An 18,839-nucleotide genomic window follows, 5' to 3' on the forward strand; every position below is an offset into this window, starting at 1 on the left:
CAGTCAAAGCGGAATTTAATGTTTACAGAGAGGCGTCTTACAACGATTACGTCGGCTTTTATCAGGTGACTGATCCAAATGGTGGAATTGATACCAATGGCGACGGCAAGCCTGATATTCTCGCGGGACAGGCTGGTTATATTCAGGCTGCTGTGCGTGGTCGGGTTGCTGGTATTGATTTGAGTGTGAAAAATCAAGGTACTGCTACTGAGACTGGTATTTTCCAACCTGGTGCTATCTTTGCTCCATTCATTATTGTTAATGCTAAACCTGATGCGCTTTTAGATAACAATTCTAGTAATGATCCGGCGGTTTATTTCCCGTTCTTGGGTGCTAATTCTGATCATACGGATCACATTCGCTTGTTAGCTAGTAATACTTTTGGCTTTGAGGATTTAGCCAATGGTGGCGACAAGGATTTCAATGATCTGATTATCAAAGTTAATTTGACAACCACAATTTAGTCATCTTATCGAAGAAAGGCTTTTTGTAAGGAGGCAGAAGGAATTCTGACTCCTTACAAAAAGCCGTGAACGAATGTTCAAGGGTTTAAACCCGAATGGCATTAAGAAAAGCCGAAACGCTTGTGGATGCTGCACAAAGTAATCCCGCAACTCTTGGAGACGCTGCGCGAACGTTGCTAGCTGAAAACCTCTCTTGTGGTGTTGAATCGAGCGACTGTCATGTTCGCGCAGCGTCTCGTAGAGAAGGTACTTGTTGCGCCTCGCCCATCGCACAAAATAAATTTTCTTCAATTTCAGCGAACGCTAATCAAACACAGGGGCAGGTAGAACAGGTTTATCTGCTTCCTTATCGGGAGAAAACCAAGTTTCGGGTGTAGAAGTCAAAGCGGATAAAGCAAGCGAAAGTTCCGCCGCATCCGTGCCACAGCCTGAAAAATGGTCGCATGAGGCGATAGTTGCTTTTGTCAAATATGCGACCGAGGCGTATGCAGAAACTGAAAGTTGCGGCGAATTCGGGGTTGGGCTTCTTGCAAGAGTGCTGGATGTCAATCAAATTCCCTTAAAGGATGGGGAAGATGCCTTATTGGTCAACTGGTGTGAGTTAACTATTACTCGTGATGATGGCACTCTAATTTACAAAAATAACTTTGCCACAAATCATCAAATTACTGAGATTAACGTTGAGGCAATTGTATCGGCTGGTCGCACCAGATGGAAAGTGGAAAACAAAAATAACAATACACTGAAGACCAAGGGTTATAACTTAGAACACAACTTTGGACATTGAAAAAACCATTTATCTTCCCTATTAGCGACCTTTAATATTCTGGCATTTCTGTTTCATACTCTACTTGACCTTACTTCAGTAAAATACCAATTTATTCGCTAGAATTTACCAACGCGCAAGACCTTTTTTGATGATTTACGAGCTTTAATCCGTTATCTCTACTTTGATTCCTGGGACAATCTACTCGACTTTATGATCCACGGTTTGGAATTAGACTTTCATCCCAACACAAGCTGAAAACATCATTTTTGAGAATATTCACAATTCCGTGTAATACATGGTCATTTTCTCCCATTCCATCTATTACTTGGTGGATTTTTGTACCTATCAATTTATTTTAAATAGCCATAGATACCTTTAATTCATTACTCAGCAATATTCTCAACAGATTTCATGTTCCATCAGTTAGTTTTACGCTAAAAATGTTGATAACCATACTCATAATGAGAATTGCTGACAAGTGCTTTATAGAGTTGCTAAGTAACGTAGAGTGTGCATTGGCATAACCAGCCGATGCATTGGCATAACCAGCCGATGCAATGGCATAACCACTCGATGCATTGGCATAAGCAGTCGATGCATTGGCATAACCAGCCGATGCATTGGCATAACCAGTCGATGCATTGGCATAACCAGCCGATGCATTGGCATAACCAGGCGATGCAATGGCATAACCAGTCGATGCAAGTTTAATCTGGCGGAACAAACTCAACAAAGCCGCCTTCATTGCAAAATATTGTCAGTCATTTTATTCCATCAATTCTTTCGTTTTTAAATCAGCCGCTATCGGTAGAGAACATCCTGCAATCTCAGGAGAGATAGAGCAAATCGCATCTGTCGTTGTTTCAAAACAATTTGATAACCCAATTGTTTTTAACAATCCTGAACGTTCTAATAGTTGTTTGACTTCGGGTTGTAAACCTGTGAGAATTAACCGGCAATTGTGCCGTTCCATGTCATGATAAATATCCTCTAAGGCTACTAACCCAGTTGTGTCCATATTTGGCACAAACCGTAACCGTAGAATTAAATACTTCACTTCCGGTTCATCGCGCAGGAAGGTAGCAAACCGTTCAGCAGCACCAAAAAATACGGGGCCATCTACCCGATAAACGGCAATTTCCTTACCTAATTCCAGAGGAGTACCAGGGGGAAATACTTCGGTTTCAGGTATTTTAACTAGGCTTAAATCGCTCATCCGTTTGATGAACAAAGCTCCAGCTGCAATCAATCCCACTTCGACAGCCAGAACTAAGTCAAACAAAATTGTCACTAGCCAGGTGAGAATCATCACCGCAAAGTCGGAGTAGGTAGCACGCATTAACAAACCAATGCCTTTCCACTCAATCATCCGCCCACTAACTACCATGAGAATCCCAGCAAGTGCCGCTAAAGGAATCTGTGCTGCTAAGGGTGCTAAAGTTAAAACAATAATCGCTAAAGCAACGCCGTGAATTACCCCAGATAGTCGGGTTTTACCGCCAGAACGGACATTGACAACAGTCCGAGCGATCGCACCTGTTGCGGGAATGCCACCAAAAAATGGCACAATAATATTTGCCAATCCTTGACCAATCAATTCGCGATCGCTATTGTGTTTTTCGCTTACCGTCATCCCATCAGCCACCACCGCCGATAGCAACGATTCAATACTTCCCAGTGCTGCTAAAGCCAAAGCCGGATTAATCAGTTCCCGAATCAAGCCAAAATTATTCCAGTGGGGAATACCTTGGGGCATCGGTAAGGATTGCGGAATGTTGCCAATTGTGGGTACATCGAGATGGAAATAACTAGCGATCGCTGTTGCCAACACCAACCCCATTAAAGAACCCGGTATTATAGAATTAATCTTGGGCCACATAACCGTGGTTACAATCACCACTATTGCCAACCCAACAGCAGCCCAATTTAAAGCTTCTACATGAGTTAGACTTTGCCAAAGTCCCGGCGCAAAATGTTCACTGCGCGGTAGTTGTAAACCAAAGAAATTATTTAATTGACCACAAAATATAATCACGGCAATACCATTGGTAAAGCCTGCCGTCACTGGATAGGGAATAAACTTCACTAGCTGTCCAAGTTTGGCAACCCCCAAGGCAATCTGGATAATCCCAGCCATCACCCCAGCAATCCAAACTTTCTCAATGCCGTACTTGGCGACAATTCCCACTAAAACCACAGCCATTGCACCTGTTGGCCCTGTAATCTGTACCGAGGAACCGCCAAAGATTGCCGCGACAATTCCCGCCACAATCGCGGTGTAAAGTCCAGCTTTTGGTTCTACTCCACTCGCTACCGCAAAGGCTAAAGCTAAAGGTAAGGCTACTACTGCTGCTGTCAGCCCTCCCGTCAAATCGCCACGCAGTCCACTAAATAAGCGTCCCAGACGCTGTGGTTCTTCGAGGATATCTGAGATTGCCATATTCAGTTTCAACTCTCATACAGAATTTGCTGATACATACATTGATGTGATATGATATCCGGGCAATTAAGCATAATACCCGGAACCCCAAAGAGCCTGCGGGGAAAAGCCCCTTTATTATAGACATCTGGGAAAAAAGTCAAGATTATATTGTGATTAGCTTGTAGCGTGCAATATTGAAGAATCCGCCCATTTGGGTTTTAGATGAAGCTCCCTTGGCGGTGGATAAGGGACTGACAACAAATAAATTACCCAATCTTGTGGGGTATTTTTTTATTTGTCAGTCCCTAATGAAACAGAAGCGGCAATCTGGCGATCGCTCAAAGGGATTATAGTCGATAAAACTATAATTGCGTTCGCGTAGCGTACCGTAGGTAATCGCTCATCGTCAGACTCAGGACTTTGTTCTGTGTTAATATCAACTGCACGAAACCGCAAAAAGCCGTGGCTACTCTATTAAAATCTCATCGGATATCAAGAAGGCGTAAACATTCAACGCATCCTCTCCAGCGCTTGCTTGAGTATGGACACCAGTATCGTAAACAAATTTGGCTGGCGACTACTTATTCTACGCTCAATAAATTTTTCGACTTGGCACCACCCGGCTTAATTGGCGTTGCGGTGGATGTGGTAGTCAAACAGCAGGATTCCATAATTGCCCAGTTAGGGGTACGCGATGTCTTTCAACAATTTTTGATTATTTCCTTCCTGACTGTGATCATTTGGATACTAGAATCTGTTTTTGAGTACGCCTACGCTCGACTTTGGCGGAATTTGGCTCAGAATATTCAGCATGACTTGCGTTTGGATGCATACAAACATTTGCAAGAGTTGGAATTGGCTTATTTTGAAGAACGCAGCACTGGCGGTTTAATGTCTATTCTCAGTGATGATATTAACCAATTAGAGCGGTTTTTGGATGGAGGAGCGAATGATATTATCCAAGTTTCCGCAACTGTTGTAATTATTGGCGCTGCTTTCTTTATTTTGGCTCCTAGTGTAGCGTGGATGGCTTTGTCTCCAATGCCGTTTATCCTCTGGGGTTCCTTTGCTTATCAACGATTACTTGCACCTCGCTACGCCGAAGTACGAGAAAAGGTAGGTTTCCTGAATTCGCGTTTGTCAAATAATATTAGTGGAATTACTACTATTAAAAGTTTCACTGCTGAAGCTTATGAAGCCTCTCGTCTGGAATTAGATAGTGAAGCTTATCGCCGTAGTAACTCTAAAGCAATTACTCTTTCTGCTGCTTTTGTCCCGTTAATTCGGATGCTAATTTTAGTGGGTTTCACGGCATTACTGTTGTATGGCGGGATGGCAGCAGTTTCTGGAAAAATGTCTGTAGGTACTTACAGCGTATTAGTATTTTTAATTCAGCGCTTGCTGTGGCCTTTAACAAGATTAGGCGAAACTTTTGACCAATATCAAAGGGCAATGGCTTCTACTAATCGAGTCATGAATTTGTTGGATACTCCTATCGCTATTCATACAGGTGATGTATCGTTACCTGTGAATGAAGTGCGCGGTGAAGTGCAATTTAAAAATGTTTATTTTGCCTATAAAGATAGATTTCCAGTGATTAAAAATCTGTCTTTGGATATTCCGGCAGGAAAAACGATCGCAATTGTCGGTTCAACTGGTTCTGGTAAAAGCACTTTAGTCAAACTCTTGTTGCGGTTGTACGAAGTGCAAACGGGAAGTATTACTCTCGATGGCATTGATTTACAAAGTTTGAATTTGCAAGATTTACGCCGTTGCATTGGTTTGGTGAGTCAAGATGTCTTTCTATTTCATGGCACTGTAGCGGAGAATATTGCTTATGGTAGCTTTGAAACTAGAGAAGAAGAAATCATCACGGCGGCGAAGATAGCGGAGGCGCACGAATTTATTATTGAATTGCCCGAAGGTTATGAGACAATTGTAGGAGAAAGAGGACAAAAGTTATCTGGTGGACAAAGACAACGGATTGCGATCGCCCGTGCAGTTCTCAAAAATCCCCCCATTCTGATTTTAGATGAAGCAACCTCAGCAGTGGATAATGAGACAGAAGCGGCAATTCAGCGATCGCTCGAACGGATTACAGTCGATAGAACTACAATTGCGATCGCTCATCGTCTTTCCACCATCCGCAATGCCGATTGCATTTATGTCATGGAACATGGGAAATTAGTAGAGTCGGGAACTCATGAGCAATTGCTGGAGAAAGATGAGATTTATTCTAGTCTTTGGCGTGTACAGTCAGGTTTGAGATAACTTTCGCGCAAAGTTTTGTGTCTTCATTACGAATTATTTATGTTTTTTGGTAATAGTCAACCAGAATCAGGTGATACTAAGTGGCGTCGCCAGTTAGATAGGTTTGTGAAAGCAAATCAGCAGGAATTGGCGGCGCTGTTTTGGGGATTGTGGTTAGCAAATGGTGACAGTCAGGGTACTGTTGGTATTGATTTGCAACCAACACCGCATTTTGTTTATTGTCCGAAAGAGCAGATAGATAAGTTAAATAATCAAGTTGATAATCGGCTTCAGGAAATTTTGGGAATTGTTGAGAATCATCAGCCGGAAGTGGAAGTTGTGATGATTGGGATTGGTAAGGGGGAAATTAAGTTAATTCAGTTTGCACCGGAACCAGCACCACCGATTTGTTTTGAGGAAGTTGGGAAGGATGTGGATGGGTTATTGGATGTGCTGGAAGAGAGGATGAGGGAGGAGATTGTTTTTTAACGCAGAGGGACGCTGAGGGAAGCGCAGAGGAACGCGGAGGAAGAGAAATAACTCTGCGCTTATTTTTTAGTTGATTGCTTTGTAGAAATCTGGGTAAGTTAGATTTTCAGCACAATGCCAGATAATGTTAAATACGGCTTCGTAGCGATATGAACTGTTTTTGTAGAACTGTTCACTCAGATAGTCTTTTAGGTTATGACTACTTGTGATAAATGTTCTTTTTGAAGGATTTTCGTCAAGCTTTCTGCTATATCCAATAAACAGGATTCATAAGATAGTTGATGTGTGGGTTTAAGGCTGAATTTGTTTTCGTAGTCATCATATTCCTGAAAATTCTCAATGTCCTGAACAAGAAGAAGGACAGCTTGTTTTAGGCTCTCTTTAACTAATTTATTGCCTAGATCAAGTTGTTCTAGATTTTGAACAGCATTTACTAGACTTTGAGATGCTTGCAAACGCATGAATCTATTTTGATTACTTTCACGTATTTGGAATAAAGTAGCGATCGCCTTTGGATTACCTGAATCAATTTTCACTAAATCAGTTGGCTTCCTGTCAAGTCTACACGCAATAAGTATCTGTAAAGTTTTCCCTCTTATGACTCAAAAAATACAGATGGTGAAATGTGAAAAAAACTCTGCGAGGTGAGCGATATGATTAACTGTCAGATAGACTTCAGAGTTGTATCTCAAGCATTGGAGAATCAATATCTAAAAGCCAACTTTCATCAATAAAATCTAAATTTTCATTGTAAATAAGAACCAACTCACCTAACTTTTGAGCGTTATTACTTGCCGTCTGTGTCCCATCAACAGCAGAAGCTATAAGGAAAAACTTTAGTTGTAGAAAACGTTCTTTGTGGGTAACGCCAATAGAGCTACTAACTAATTCAGCTTTTAGGAGACGAGGCAAAGTAATTGTTTCATAATATTTATCTTGTTCATCCCAGTAACCGCATATTTTATAATCAGATAGTTCCAGATGTTGTTTAACAACAGTATTAGCATCTAAAGTTTCTAATATTTCAGTTAAATCTCGCCAAACTTGATGATTTTTCAATTCAAGTTTTTTCATAGTTCTGCGGGTTTAATGTTCTGTTACCAAACCGGGGAAGTGTAATATACCATCAATAAATTTTGCATGAAATCGGCGCTCACCACCTTTACCTAATACTTTAGATTTCAAATCGTAGCCGGATTCTTGGGAAGTCACCAGTCCCACATTACCACGAGGAGGTACTTGCCCTTTCTCAATAGCTTTTAAATGTTTGCCATTCTGATCGTATTTTAATGAAAACTTTATTTGTTCACTTGCAAATGAAACTAGCAGACCACTGGTTGACAAATATACAGCATTAGGTTGAATATCTTCCCAATTATTGGGTAAAGCTTCCATTTAATTTACTAGTGATATACTAGTCAAATTTAATTCGTAATGGGCTACGTCCCGCTACGCTAACGTAATTCGTAATTATTACCCCATAGTAGGGTGGGGATTAAAATGCCCACCCTAATTGCCTAAACTAGCGCTGGTGTATTTGCACGCTTAACTTGAGGTGTAGCAATCATCCGCATTCCGGCGGGTGCAGCTATAGTTAACCCACGGCGCACAGGACGCACAGGACGCTTATTCACCTGCGATACTTGAAATTCCGACAAAACAGTTGCCAAGACGATTTTCATTTCATACTGGGCAAATGCCATCCCAATACAGCGACGATTACCGCCACCAAAAGGTAAATATTCATAAGGTGAATATTGTCTTTCTAAAAAGCGTTCTGGTTTGAACTGCTTGGATTGTGGGTAAACTTCTTCCCGATGATGCGCTAAATAAATACTGGGGACAATTACCGTTCCCTCTCGCAGTTCGTAGCCCATAATTGTAATTGGGGTCTTCACAATCCGGGGGAAAGCAGTCATGGCGATTGGGTAAATTCGCAATGTTTCTTGGCAAACTGCTGTCAAATAGGGCAATTTAGCTACATTACTCAAATCGGGGTTAACTCCAATGGTGTTGAGTTCCTGTAGTAACTTCTCACGCACCTCTGGTAAATGGTCAATCCAGTAAAAAGCCCATGTCAATGCCGAAGCGGTAGTTTCATGTCCCGCAACTAGCAACGTCATTAACTCATCGTGTAATTCTTCATCTGACAGCCCTTGACCATCGTCGTAACGAGCCGCCATCATCAAACTTAGGATATCTTGGCGATTTTGCTCAGATTCAGCCCGGCGTTCTCGAAGCAAAGCATAAATCAGTTGATCAATTTTTTGCCGTTGTTGCAGAATCCAACCCCACGGACTCCACGCACCAAAATCTTTTTGCATGAACTGGAAAAAGAAGGCGCTGGACATTACAGGCGAACTGATGAAGTCTAATAAGTCACTTAGCGATCGCCTCAGTGACTCAAAAAGCTGTCCTTCATTCAAACCAAATACAACCCGCAGAATAACACGCAAGGTGATTTCTTGCATCGACTCACGGATATTAAAAGGCTTGCCAATTTCCCATTCGTTACTCACCTGTCGGGTTATTTCGCGGATATCCTGACCATAAGCCCGCATCCTCTCGCCATGAAAGGGAGGAGCTAATAGTTGCCGTTGACGCTGGTGGCGATCGCCATCTGATAACATAAAGGAGCGATCGCCAAGTAAAAATCTTAGTCTTATGTTCCCTCTCCCAACCTCAAAATACCTAGAATCAGCAGTAAAAATCTGCTCAAGCGCTTGGGGTTGACTAAAGTACACAAGATGATTATCAGAGCGACTACTCCTGATCGTGAAAGTGTCACCATAGATTTCGGCAAAATCATCCACATATTTCACTGGCTGACCAATAAACTTGATCATCCGCAACCAGCGCGGTATTTCAGGCCCGTCAGGCAGATTGTAAGTTGTTGTCATAGAATTTTGTGGAGTTGATGGCTGATGAATTTTATTGTTACGAGTTTTCATGTTATTTAGGGTTACAGAAAGCGGTATATTCATGATTGGGGACTAGGGACACAACGACTTGCTCAGTGCATCGCTGGGGAATGGGGAGACAAGCTGGACAAGAAGGAGAATAATAACTCCTAACTCCTGTACAGACGCGATTAATCGCGTTTCTCCTAACTCCTAACTCCTAACTCAGCACTCAAGAGGCAGCATCGGACGCAAGCAGTGCCAAAAATCATCGCTATTCTCAACGGTAAAGGAGGAGTCGGTAAAACGACTACCGCAGTCAATCTGGCTGCAAACTTTGCCAAGAAAAAAAAGGTGCTGCTGATTGATGCAGATATTCAAGGTTCTGCCAGTTGGTGGTTTGGGCGCAGTCAGCAGGGAATGGGATTTGATTTATCTCAAGAAACTGATCCCACACTTTTAGGTGATTTAGGAAAGATAACAGGTTACGATTTAGTAGTGGTGGATACACCTCCCGCGCTACGCTCTGAAGCATTAGTCGCGGTAGTTGCGATCGCAGATTATCTAGTTTTGCCTACACCCCCAGCCGCAATGGATTTAGCAATCCTCGTGGAAACAGTCAAGGAAGCCGTCATCCCCTTGGGAACCCCCCATCGGGTATTGCTCACCAAAGTCGATACGCGCAGTCTGGGGGAAGCACAAGAAGCAAAAAATACTCTGACTCGCTTAGGTATTCCTACTTGTAATACCTTTATTCGTGCCTATAAAGCTCATGAACGAGCAGCACTTGAGGGTGTAGCGATCGCTCAATGGCGAGGAAGTAACGCGCGGGAGGCGGAATCAGACTATCGCCGCGCAGCTGATGAATTACAGCGTGATTGGAGAAAATAAATAATGGCTAGGAAACAAAGTCTCTCTGACTTATTACAAGAAGAAGCGCAAAAATTTACACCCTCAGAAGGTGAATCTGCGATCGAAGTTACAGCAGAAAAAATTGTCGAAAAACAGGCTTCATCTGATGAGGAATCCTCAGACCAGACAGATCACTCAACTTCTATTAAGCGCACAAGTCCAACTAAGGCCGATTTAGAAGAAACTGTCAAAGAGTTGACAAGTAATCTAGAAACAAGTCACAAAAAAGAAGCATCTCTTGAACAGGAGATTGCTAATTTACAATCAAAATTATCTCAGCAAAAAACATTAGCATCAGAACAACGATTAATAGCAGAAGAGCTAACAAAAGAACTTGACGAAACCAAAAAAACAGCACTGCAACTTGCAGAAGCAAATTCCCATCTGATAGAAGAAATTAATTCTTTAAAACAAACAGCAGAAGATAATTCTAAACTTGTTGTCAAAGAAACTAGTGCGATAAAACCAGTAAAAGAACAGTACAATCCATATAACTACAAAAAATCACATCGGCCATCGGAAAAACTAGCTCAAAATCAACCAGGTGAGTATGCTGATAGTGTTGTAAAAGAAACTAGTGCTATACAACCAGTAAAAGACCACTACAATCCACTTAACTACAAAAAATCACATCGGTCATCGGAAACACTAGCTCAAAATCAACCTCAAAATCAACCAAATGAGTATCCTGATAGTTCTAATGAGATGTGGTTACTTGACTAGAGTCAGATTAATTCGTAATACTTCTCTACGAGAGGCTGCGGTTCCATCGAGCGAAGTCGAGATGCTCAGTACAAGTTCGTAATGACGCTCTCTAGGAGATGCTAAAAGCGTAGCTTGCTTCTCTGTAAGAGTATGATGACTCTCTCTCCATGGCGCTAAGGTAATTCGTAATTAAGAAACCGGTTTAATTTACCTACCAAATTTTCTTTCTTAGTGGTTTGGAATTAGTTGGTAAGTAGGTAGGCGTAATTAAACATAAGATCAAACCTCACCCTCAATCCCTCTTCGTGAGTTCGGAGAGGGAAGCCGGAGGCAAGGTGAGGTTTTATATTTAATTTGACCCACTTATATCATGTCCGCTTGATTACTTACTAAACCCCAAGAACCCCACCTCGCCAAAGCTACGCTTTGTCAGGGAATGGGGGTGGGGTGCAATGACTATGGGAATCACAACTAATTACCGGGACATGATATTACTTATCTAAATCTCCAACTAAGTTTAATTACGAATTACGTTAGCAATGTTCGCGTACGACTTCTAGTCACCCGGCAGTAATAAATTAGACTTTACAAACATCCTCTCAACTCCTCACTCCTGTACAGACGCGATTAATCGCGTCTCTCCCCACTCCCCACTCCCCAAAAATTATGGCATCAAAGAAAGTTTTCCAAAATGTCAAAATTTGGACTAAAGCCACGTACAATTGAAGTCGCCTATCACTTAATCCAGGAGCTAATGCCATGCCAATGGCCGTTGGCGTAATTGAAACTTTAGGTTTTCCTAGTGTCTTAGCAGCAGCAGATGCAATGGTCAAAGCTGCGGGTGTGACAATAGTGTATTATGGTCAAGCCGAAAGCGCTCGCCTGCTAGTTGCTGTACGGGGACACGTTGCTGAGGTAAAAAGAGCAGTTGAAGCCGGAATCGCAGCCGGAGAGGAAGTAAAGGTTGGTACAGTAATTACCTACTACATCGTTCCTAATCCCCCGGAAAATGTAGAAACCATATTACCAATCCATTTCACTGAAGAATCAGAACCTTTCCGCATCTTCTAAGCAATTTTGCAATCAAAATCTGTAGCGAAGCTTCGGACAATTAACTTGTCGCCCCCATATCGTTTATTCATAAAGGAGATTAATAATGTCATTACAGGCAGTTGGAGCACTTGAAACGAAAGGTTTTCCTGCGGTGCTAGCAGCAGCAGATGCGATGCTAAAAGCTGGTCGAGTTACCCTCGTTGGTTATATCAGAGTAGGTAGCGCTCGCTTTACAGTTAATATTCGTGGCGATGTTTCTGAAGTAAAAGCCGCTATGGCTGCTGGTGTTGAAGCCGCAGAGAATGTTTATGGCGGTACCCTAGAATCTTGGGTGATTATTGCTCGTCCCCATGAAAACGTTGAAGCTGTTCTGCCAATTGGTTACACAGAACAAGTCCAAGAGTATCGAGAATCTGTAGAAAATCCCATTGTTAGATCATTGAACAGTAGATAAAGTCAACCCCCTGCGGGGGAATTCAAAATTTCAAACGAAGAATCTCCATAAATGAATACTCGTTTGAGGAGAGAATAGCAGTTCAGGCGGCACTCTTGTTAGAACAAAGGTAATGCTGTTTTCTTAACTAGAGTTAAAATCATCAACATCCAACTTAAACCTGAACACGAGCAATTTATCCAAAGCCGAATTGCTAACGGTAGATATGAGAAAGCTGATGATGTTATAGCATTAGCATTAGCATTAAAACTGCTGGAGGAATGGGAAAAGGGTGATCAGGATTGGGAAGAAGAAACCTGTAAAAAAATAGCTGTTGGGCTTGGTTAAATCGAACGTGGAGAGGTGCTTAATGGGGAAGTGGTAATAGCATGACTTGAAAAAAATTACGTTAAGCAACAATGTCAAGATCGGGATCGATTCCACTAACATTAACCTCTTTGAGATCGATCCCAGTAAAATCTCTTTCCCCAACAGCGTAACGTTTTCTCAATTCTTCGCCGTCCATAATTTACTTTTATTATTGTTCAACAGATATAAAATCTTAACCGCTAGTTTACGTATATACACTTAATAAAATCAAAATATATGACGAAATTTAACTTAATAGGATTCAGTTAAGGCTTGCTCCTTCATAACCCTCCTTAAAAAAGAGGGAATTAAGCCCATTTATTTTAAGAGGGGTTGGCGGGATCTTCCGGGGCAAAAATATCAATAACACCAAGCATATTGAGATTTAACTAAGTACACGTCACCCTAAAAGCAGGGCTGTTTCATTCGATAAGGTCATGATTTTGTCAACAGTATGAGCGATAAATTTAGGGAAGTGGGAAAAAGAAAAATTACCAGTTCAACGGATAAATTTAAGTACAAATGCCATTTCCTTGTCTAATCAGATTTTCTAGTTACCTGATTTTTTTGCTTGAAACGCTTGTAAACCACCGCTTTTTAGGGGATGAAACAGCCCTGACCCTAAAAGGGGTTCGGAAATATTCAGACTTGATGTTGGGTTTCACTTCCCTACGGGACGCTATCCGCGTTTGTTCTACCCAACCTCCGAATGATTAAATTCCATACCCTTTTTGTGGTCTTGTGTACTAAGTATTTTACTAAGTAAGGGGTTGTAAAAGGTTGAAACTTATACAGGTGAAATAACGTCTAAATATTAAGTTAAATTATATTCGTTCCTCGGCTCGGTTACAAAATGTCAGATTTCCCTGATCCATCTCGTGCAAAGGTGTATCCTCACCACTCTAGGCAAATTTCTGATCTGAGTTAAATAACATAACTTTACAAAAAGTTTAAATTAACAGAACTGACCCAAAGGACTCATAGGCATGGGTTTGGGGCATTTGGAAATTGCAAGTAAAACATCAATCTAGCAATTTCTGCATAATTTTAGTGAATTAAGACGTAATAAAAGTGGAATCACTTAGATGTTTTCATGATTTTCATGAAATCCGGGGAAGTTGCCAGTTAAACAATTAGGTGGGACGAATGGGGGTTGTGATGCAAACTTCAAAATTGAGTTTCGAGGAACGCAATCTCACTATGACAAAGGATGTAGAACAACTGGCTCTAGATTGGCGAAAGCGCTTGGCTGCGGAATGTCCAGACCAAAATGAAGCTGCGAGGCAAAGTATTATTTTCTGGCTATTTGGATCTGACTCAAAACGGTTTGATCTGTTTAACCCTAAGGAATTCGATATTGCCAAGCAAGCGATGGAATATCGCTGGAGAATTTTACGTCAACGCTACTTGGGGCTAGGGCGAGAACGCGCTTATCGCAACTTGATAACGCGATTGGGGAGTTTAGTAACATTACGAAATAAGATTCAGACTTGGGTTTCCCTTAGCCGCGATCGCCAGCGCAGTGTGATCGATGTGTTACAAGAAGTACTCCAAGAATTATTGCAAAGCGATAGCCACATGCAACAGCAAATGGCTGATATTGCTAAATATACAAGCGATCGAAGATTAGGGGATGCTCTGTTATTTGCCAGTCTAGAAGAATATTCTCTACGGCCAGTACGCAATCAACCCCTATTAGCTTACCGATTTGTAAATTACTTGCGTCGCACTCAGCGCGGTGGCTTAACCCAAGTGCCGGGACATGACTTGATTAGACTGGTGTCGGAAGAAGTTCTCACAGACGACAGTGATAATCGAGTTAACTTAATCGATAGTCAGGCGATCGCAGCATATCAACAAGCACAACAATTAGAGGAACAACAAGCGCTGCGTCAGTCAGTACAAGAAGAATTTGAAAATTATTTACAAGAAAATCTGGGAACAGACGCAGTGGAATGGCTACGACTGTATCTGCAAGGTAAATCTCAGGAAGATATTGCCCAGAGATTAAATAAGCAGACCAAAGAAGTATACCGTTTGCGAGAAAAAATTAGTTACCACGCCGTGCGCGTCTTTGCGCTCAAAGGTAAACCAGAACTCATAGACAATTGGCTCTCAATTTCCTTGCAAGAACATAATTTGGGATTAACACGACACCAATGGCAGCAACTTGATCAAAAATTGACTCCTCTGGGGCGGCAGATCCTAGATTTGCAAAGAGCAGGTAACTCAATAGAAGCAATAGCTCAACATTTAAAACTCAAAACTCATCAAGTGCTAGGCGAATGGACAAAAGTCTATCTTGTTGCTCAAGCTTTAAGAACCCAGGAGTAGGATGTGAGGCTTCTAGTTGATTTACTGAGGTCGTGGGGAAGAGTAGAAGATGGAGAAGACCGGGAGAAGAGTTTTCGCCTATGCCCTATGCCCCTGATCCATAACTCAGTATTATCACTAAACTACTATCCAAAATTCATCATATATTTACTTCTACTGATGTTATGTGTAGATAATTTAATTATTAACAATTTAACAAAGGATCTTGATTAAATACCTACTAAATTAAAGGAAAGACAGTATACAAGCCAACGCCAAGCAAATCTAAACCTATGTTGTCTTCAGAGGGCAAACAAACAGATACCGGAGTAAATAGAAAGCAAGTGCTAACTGGTACACCAAGTCAGTGGGAGCAAGTAGATATTCGTAAGCAAATATTCCAGCTGATTGATAGTTTTTTGTCTTTTGAAGCTTGCCTCTACCACCAAATTTTGCCTTTGGAATTACAAGACAACAACCTCTTGCTAGGTATGGTTCATCCAGAAGAGGGCGAGGCACTAGATTACGTTAGTCGCATCTTGTCTTATATCAATTGCACAAAAGTGATTGAGGCGATCGCAGCCGACGCTCACCGCAGAATACTGTCAGCCTACCTCAATCATAAAAATACATCTCAGCTAGATGCTAAACAACTGCATCAGCCAATAACAGAATTTCCCCCAACAAATAGTGCAGCTAGCATTGCTGACAAACCTATTCTCCCTGTAGATGCCGACTTGGAATCAAATCACCAACCAATATTGATCGTGTTTCAGACACAAAAACCTCAACATTCTTGGCAGCACGTAGACTTGCCTCCGATCCCAGAGCTAGATAAATTATCTCAAACTACGACGTTGTTGACCCCGATTTCCAGAGGTCAGGAGGGAGACACTTCAGAAGCAGCAGCACCAAACAATTTACCTATTTTGTCTACACAACTTCCCGAACTATTTAGTCCGATTGAGGTGCTACCAACACTACCACCCAAGAAATTACTAGAAGAATTGCTAGGGCGAATTCTGGCTGGGGGAATTGGTCGCCTGTACTTAGAAAGACAACCTTATGAAGGCAGGATACTGTGGAGTGATAATGGAGTCTTGCAGTCTGTATTAGATAAACTGCCGCTCTCGGTTTTCCAAGGAGTACTGAATGAATTAAAGCGCTTTGCTTCCCTGCCTCTCACCACGGTTACAGAACCAAAACAGGTAGAGAAAGAATACGTATATCAAAAAAACGGCTTGTTATTACGCTTGCGAGTCATGCCGGGAATCTACGGCGAAGAAGCAACACTCCAAGTCTTGCGGGGAGCAGCATTAAAATTCTATCAACAACAACAGTTAGCGCGTTTGAGCCGCGATGTCTTAGGAATTTCTCAGCAACTAAGCTTCAAGTTGCATGAACTACAACAACGACTTTTACTCAATCCCAGCTTTGACTCTCAGCAATCAGAGGCAATGGTAGCCCTGAATCAACTAGTGAAAAATTTAGACCAACAGATCAAAATACTAGCACTGGAAAGCAATCGATCAACAAACAGCAAATCATCGATCTGTCAGTGAAACCCCTGATTGCGAGCGCATACATAATTGTTATGTTGTAATGTAACCTTAGACCGATCAACCTTCGAGGTTCATCTCAAAATAAATACAAATTTTGCGATCGCATTCTGAGTAAGATTACGGTTTAAACAAATTTATAGTAGCAAAGTTAGTTTCCCGCTCTTAAATCCATTTCTTGCAAATATTTCATGCTAACTGAGGTTTTTAGTAAACTTTTCCCCTTAATGAGTACAGCCACTCCCCAGACTTTGGAATGGCTACTCAACGTTGCAATTGAACATGAATACCCATTTGGGCGAGCTATTGTGATGGAAGATGCCTGGGGTAACGCCGTTTACTTCGTGGTTTCTGGTTGGGTAAAAGTCCGGCGTACTGTCGGTGAAGATCCGGTAGCTCTAGCAATTTTTGGTCGGGGCGATTTTTTTGGAGAAATGGCAATTTTGGATGAATCTCCACGCTCAACCGATGTTATTGCCCTTTCACCTGTGAAGTTGATTAGTATCTCCAGAGAGCGTTTTATTCAAATCTTGTTTAAAGACCCGCAATTGCATCACCGGATGTTGCAACTGATGGTGCGGCGATTACGGCAAATTAACGTGCGCTTACAGATGCGGTCTTCACCACCAGCAGTCAAACTCGCCCATACCCTAGTGAATTTAGGCGAAAGTTATGGTCAGGAATCCAATTTGGGGAAGGAAATTTTTAACATTCCCTTCAAAGATTTAGCCGAGGTTACAGAAATCGGCGTTGAAGAAACCACCAAAATTATGGAAAAGCTCCATGAGAAAGGGTGGATCAAAATTGACAGCACCAACAACATGATTTATCTTGTGAACTTCAAACAGTTGATGAACTTGGCTGGCAAACTGTGATTACTTTATTCATTCAGCGATACAAAATCTAAAATCTAAAATGCTATAAGTTGCTGATACTCGAAAAGACTTTCACTTCAAAACAGCGAAATCACTTCTAAATAAATATGATGTTATCGCAGTGGAAAAACTGAAAATCAAAGGACTGGTTAAAACACGATTGGCTAAAAGTATTCGCCCCACGTCAGGTAAACATCGATGTGTTTGGCAGCAACTCGCTTGGCAGCAGCCGATGAACCACCAAACCATAAGGGTGGATAGGGTTTTTGAACTGGTGGAAATAAGAGTTTACCGCCTTTGATATCGAGGTAGTTTCCTTTAAAATCGACTGTTTTCTCACTGACAATACCCCGCCAAACACTGAGAAATTCATCGGTTAAATCATAGCGATCATCATGACTAAGATGCAAACCATCTCCAGCCAGTTGCACCGGATCTCCACCTGTCACGACATTAATCAACAATCTTCCTTTAGAAATTCGGTCAACGAAAATCGGCGGGAATCCCATCCCTTCAAGGAGTGGGAGGAATAGCCGCCCGTCGATTTAGTCATTAGTCATTAGTCATTGGTACTAATGACTTCGATTTACCCCCAGATTGAAGCCGGGGGATGAGTTAAATGTTGCTGCCATCCGTGCAGCCGCACCTGGAGAAGTAATTCCTGGGCGAATTGCCACGAGAAATTTCATCCGCTTGGTGACAGAGATAAAAGCGGCGGCGGTAATTCAAGCATCTTCACAAGAACTCCCTGTGGGTAACAATGCGCCCGTATAGCCCAAATTATTTACAGCTTGGGCAATTTGCTGTAAATAATCAGGTGTGACAACACCAGAGCCAATATCTGTGCCTAAATAGCGTCCGTCATGAGATCCAGTATGAAGAAACCAGAGAATTTGCATATTTATCAGGGTATAAAATTAAAATCTACAATTCTCCGACCGAATTACCCCGGTTTTTCGCTCCGCCCAGACTTCTCTTCGTCCACGTACTGATTATCTGCGGCGATCGGCTACGGCACACTGCGCGATCGCAGTTGGTGAATTGATACCATTTCTCATATTTTCACCTCATGAAAAAATACTGGGTCTTGCATTGTACCAAGCTCTATGCAAAGATAATTCTACACAAAGTACGGTAATTCTATCGATTTATCGTATTTAGCTGACAATTGATGCTGTCAAAATCTAGCTGATTGCAAATTAGCGTTTTCAGCTAATGTTCATTGGCAGATAATAAATCGAATCCAAATCAAGCTTTAGTCAATGTCAGTAATCATTGATTAACTTTGTACAGTGTAACCAAAAAAACAGGATTTCAAAGGTGGTT

The 18,839-nt window shown here is 41.8% G+C and carries 18 protein-coding genes and 5 pseudogenes; 14 read left to right on the top strand and 9 right to left on the bottom strand.

What is annotated here, in order from left to right; all coding sequences use genetic code 11:
• The 3 genes and pseudogenes from HWQ38_RS30090 to HWQ38_RS30100 form a co-directional block, all read left to right on the top strand.
• On the top strand, positions 1-464 hold a 464-nt coding region (locus HWQ38_RS30090; RefSeq protein ID WP_292801187.1), incomplete at its 5' end, for a DUF4114 domain-containing protein.
• A gap of 95 nt (positions 465-559) precedes the next feature.
• Entirely contained in the window at positions 560-841 is a 282-nt protein-coding gene (locus HWQ38_RS30095; RefSeq protein WP_292801189.1) for a hypothetical protein, read from the top strand.
• A 167-nt stretch (positions 842-1,008) separates the two neighbouring features.
• Positions 1,009-1,350, top strand: a pseudogene (locus HWQ38_RS30100) (ISNCY family transposase); the annotation flags it as partial.
• Positions 1,351-1,642: 292 nt separating this feature from the next.
• Here HWQ38_RS30100 and HWQ38_RS30105 read toward each other — a convergent pair.
• From HWQ38_RS30105 to HWQ38_RS30115, 3 genes are all read right to left on the bottom strand, one after another.
• The gene (locus tag HWQ38_RS30105; protein WP_292801191.1) at positions 1,643-1,978 is read right to left on the bottom strand and encodes a hypothetical protein; all 336 of its coding nucleotides are present in this window, start codon (positions 1,976-1,978) and stop codon (positions 1,643-1,645) included.
• Between the two features lie 21 nt (positions 1,979-1,999).
• Positions 2,000-3,673, bottom strand: coding sequence for a SulP family inorganic anion transporter (locus HWQ38_RS30110; RefSeq protein WP_292801193.1), 1,674 nt, complete (start codon positions 3,671-3,673; stop codon positions 2,000-2,002).
• Positions 3,674-3,946: 273 nt separating this feature from the next.
• Entirely contained in the window at positions 3,947-4,111 is a 165-nt protein-coding gene (locus HWQ38_RS30115; protein ID WP_292801195.1) for a hypothetical protein, read from the bottom strand.
• A 6-nt stretch (positions 4,112-4,117) separates the two neighbouring features.
• Here HWQ38_RS30115 and HWQ38_RS30120 point away from each other — a divergent pair, with 6 nt between their 5' ends.
• The gene (locus HWQ38_RS30120) at positions 4,118-5,926 is read left to right on the top strand and encodes an ABC transporter ATP-binding protein (RefSeq protein ID WP_292801197.1); all 1,809 of its coding nucleotides are present in this window, start codon (positions 4,118-4,120) and stop codon (positions 5,924-5,926) included.
• Positions 5,927-5,965: 39 nt separating this feature from the next.
• A complete protein-coding gene (locus HWQ38_RS30125) occupies positions 5,966-6,394 on the top strand; it encodes a hypothetical protein (protein WP_292801198.1) in 429 nt (142 codons plus the stop codon).
• 188 nt (positions 6,395-6,582) lie between these two features.
• Here the strand turns inward: HWQ38_RS30125 and HWQ38_RS30130 are convergent, their stop codons facing one another.
• The 4 genes from HWQ38_RS30130 to HWQ38_RS30145 all read right to left on the bottom strand — a co-directional run bounded on the left by HWQ38_RS30130 (position 6,583) and on the right by HWQ38_RS30145 (position 9,294).
• Entirely contained in the window at positions 6,583-6,930 is a 348-nt protein-coding gene (locus tag HWQ38_RS30130) for a hypothetical protein (protein WP_292801199.1), read from the bottom strand.
• Positions 6,931-7,069: 139 nt separating this feature from the next.
• Positions 7,070-7,468 (bottom strand): hypothetical protein, encoded by a 399-nt coding sequence (locus tag HWQ38_RS30135; protein ID WP_292801201.1) that lies wholly within the window; start codon positions 7,466-7,468, stop codon positions 7,070-7,072.
• Between the two features lie 12 nt (positions 7,469-7,480).
• Entirely contained in the window at positions 7,481-7,789 is a 309-nt protein-coding gene (locus HWQ38_RS30140; protein WP_292801203.1) for a hypothetical protein, read from the bottom strand.
• Between the two features lie 122 nt (positions 7,790-7,911).
• On the bottom strand, positions 7,912-9,294 hold the full coding sequence (locus HWQ38_RS30145) for a cytochrome P450 (RefSeq protein ID WP_292801301.1): 1,383 nt from the start codon (positions 9,292-9,294) through the stop codon (positions 7,912-7,914).
• A gap of 258 nt (positions 9,295-9,552) precedes the next feature.
• Here HWQ38_RS30145 and HWQ38_RS30150 point away from each other — a divergent pair, with 258 nt between their 5' ends.
• The 9 genes and pseudogenes from HWQ38_RS30150 to HWQ38_RS30190 form a co-directional block, all read left to right on the top strand.
• Complete coding sequence (locus HWQ38_RS30150) at positions 9,553-10,185, top strand: ParA family protein (protein WP_292801205.1); 633 nt, start codon at positions 9,553-9,555, stop codon at positions 10,183-10,185.
• 3 nt (positions 10,186-10,188) lie between these two features.
• Positions 10,189-10,929 (top strand): hypothetical protein, encoded by a 741-nt coding sequence (locus HWQ38_RS30155; protein WP_292801207.1) that lies wholly within the window; start codon positions 10,189-10,191, stop codon positions 10,927-10,929.
• Between the two features lie 741 nt (positions 10,930-11,670).
• Positions 11,671-11,982, top strand: a complete 312-nt coding sequence (locus tag HWQ38_RS30160) for a BMC domain-containing protein (RefSeq protein WP_292801208.1) — start codon at positions 11,671-11,673, stop codon at positions 11,980-11,982.
• 85 nt (positions 11,983-12,067) lie between these two features.
• A complete protein-coding gene (locus tag HWQ38_RS30165; RefSeq protein WP_292801210.1) occupies positions 12,068-12,418 on the top strand; it encodes a carbon dioxide-concentrating mechanism protein CcmK in 351 nt (116 codons plus the stop codon).
• A gap of 141 nt (positions 12,419-12,559) precedes the next feature.
• Positions 12,560-12,742, top strand: a pseudogene (locus HWQ38_RS30170) (type II toxin-antitoxin system ParD family antitoxin); the annotation flags it as partial.
• A gap of 1,170 nt (positions 12,743-13,912) precedes the next feature.
• Positions 13,913-15,100 (top strand): HetZ-related protein 2, encoded by a 1,188-nt coding sequence (locus HWQ38_RS30175; protein WP_292801212.1) that lies wholly within the window; start codon positions 13,913-13,915, stop codon positions 15,098-15,100.
• Positions 15,101-15,372: 272 nt separating this feature from the next.
• Positions 15,373-16,641, top strand: coding sequence for a pilus assembly protein PilB (locus tag HWQ38_RS30180; RefSeq protein WP_292801214.1), 1,269 nt, complete (start codon positions 15,373-15,375; stop codon positions 16,639-16,641).
• Between the two features lie 188 nt (positions 16,642-16,829).
• A complete protein-coding gene (locus HWQ38_RS30185) occupies positions 16,830-17,513 on the top strand; it encodes a Crp/Fnr family transcriptional regulator (protein WP_292801216.1) in 684 nt (227 codons plus the stop codon).
• A gap of 49 nt (positions 17,514-17,562) precedes the next feature.
• Positions 17,563-17,688 (top strand): annotated as a pseudogene (locus tag HWQ38_RS30190) (RNA-guided endonuclease TnpB family protein); the annotation flags it as partial.
• Here the strand turns inward: HWQ38_RS30190 and HWQ38_RS30195 are convergent.
• A pseudogene (locus HWQ38_RS30195) lies at positions 17,687-17,998 on the bottom strand (LLM class flavin-dependent oxidoreductase); the annotation flags it as partial. The pseudogenes HWQ38_RS30190 and HWQ38_RS30195 sit on opposite strands and share 2 nt — an antisense overlap.
• 129 nt (positions 17,999-18,127) lie before the next feature.
• Positions 18,128-18,412, bottom strand: a pseudogene (locus HWQ38_RS30200) (LLM class flavin-dependent oxidoreductase); the annotation flags it as partial.
• Between the last annotated feature and the right edge of the window lie 427 nt (positions 18,413-18,839).

The organism is Nostoc sp. NMS7 (genome assembly GCF_017115085.1).
GTDB lineage: Bacteria > Cyanobacteriota > Cyanobacteriia > Cyanobacteriales > Nostocaceae > Nostoc.

Coding starts and splice junctions, on each gene's coding strand:
- HWQ38_RS30095 (WP_292801189.1), top strand. CDS start 560: ATGGCATTAAGAAAAGCCGAAACGCTTGTGGATGCTGCACAAAGTAAT.
- HWQ38_RS30180 (WP_292801214.1), top strand. CDS start 15,373: ATGTTGTCTTCAGAGGGCAAACAAACAGATACCGGAGTAAATAGAAAG.
- HWQ38_RS30105 (WP_292801191.1), bottom strand. CDS start 1,978: ATGAAGGCGGCTTTGTTGAGTTTGTTCCGCCAGATTAAACTTGCATCG.
- HWQ38_RS30135 (WP_292801201.1), bottom strand. CDS start 7,468: ATGAAAAAACTTGAATTGAAAAATCATCAAGTTTGGCGAGATTTAACT.
- HWQ38_RS30165 (WP_292801210.1), top strand. CDS start 12,068: ATGTCATTACAGGCAGTTGGAGCACTTGAAACGAAAGGTTTTCCTGCG.
- HWQ38_RS30110 (WP_292801193.1), bottom strand. CDS start 3,673: ATGGCAATCTCAGATATCCTCGAAGAACCACAGCGTCTGGGACGCTTA.
- HWQ38_RS30155 (WP_292801207.1), top strand. CDS start 10,189: ATGGCTAGGAAACAAAGTCTCTCTGACTTATTACAAGAAGAAGCGCAA.
- HWQ38_RS30175 (WP_292801212.1), top strand. CDS start 13,913: ATGGGGGTTGTGATGCAAACTTCAAAATTGAGTTTCGAGGAACGCAAT.
- HWQ38_RS30160 (WP_292801208.1), top strand. CDS start 11,671: ATGCCAATGGCCGTTGGCGTAATTGAAACTTTAGGTTTTCCTAGTGTC.
- HWQ38_RS30125 (WP_292801198.1), top strand. CDS start 5,966: ATGTTTTTTGGTAATAGTCAACCAGAATCAGGTGATACTAAGTGGCGT.
- HWQ38_RS30145 (WP_292801301.1), bottom strand. CDS start 9,294: ATGACAACAACTTACAATCTGCCTGACGGGCCTGAAATACCGCGCTGG.
- HWQ38_RS30185 (WP_292801216.1), top strand. CDS start 16,830: ATGCTAACTGAGGTTTTTAGTAAACTTTTCCCCTTAATGAGTACAGCC.
- HWQ38_RS30140 (WP_292801203.1), bottom strand. CDS start 7,789: ATGGAAGCTTTACCCAATAATTGGGAAGATATTCAACCTAATGCTGTA.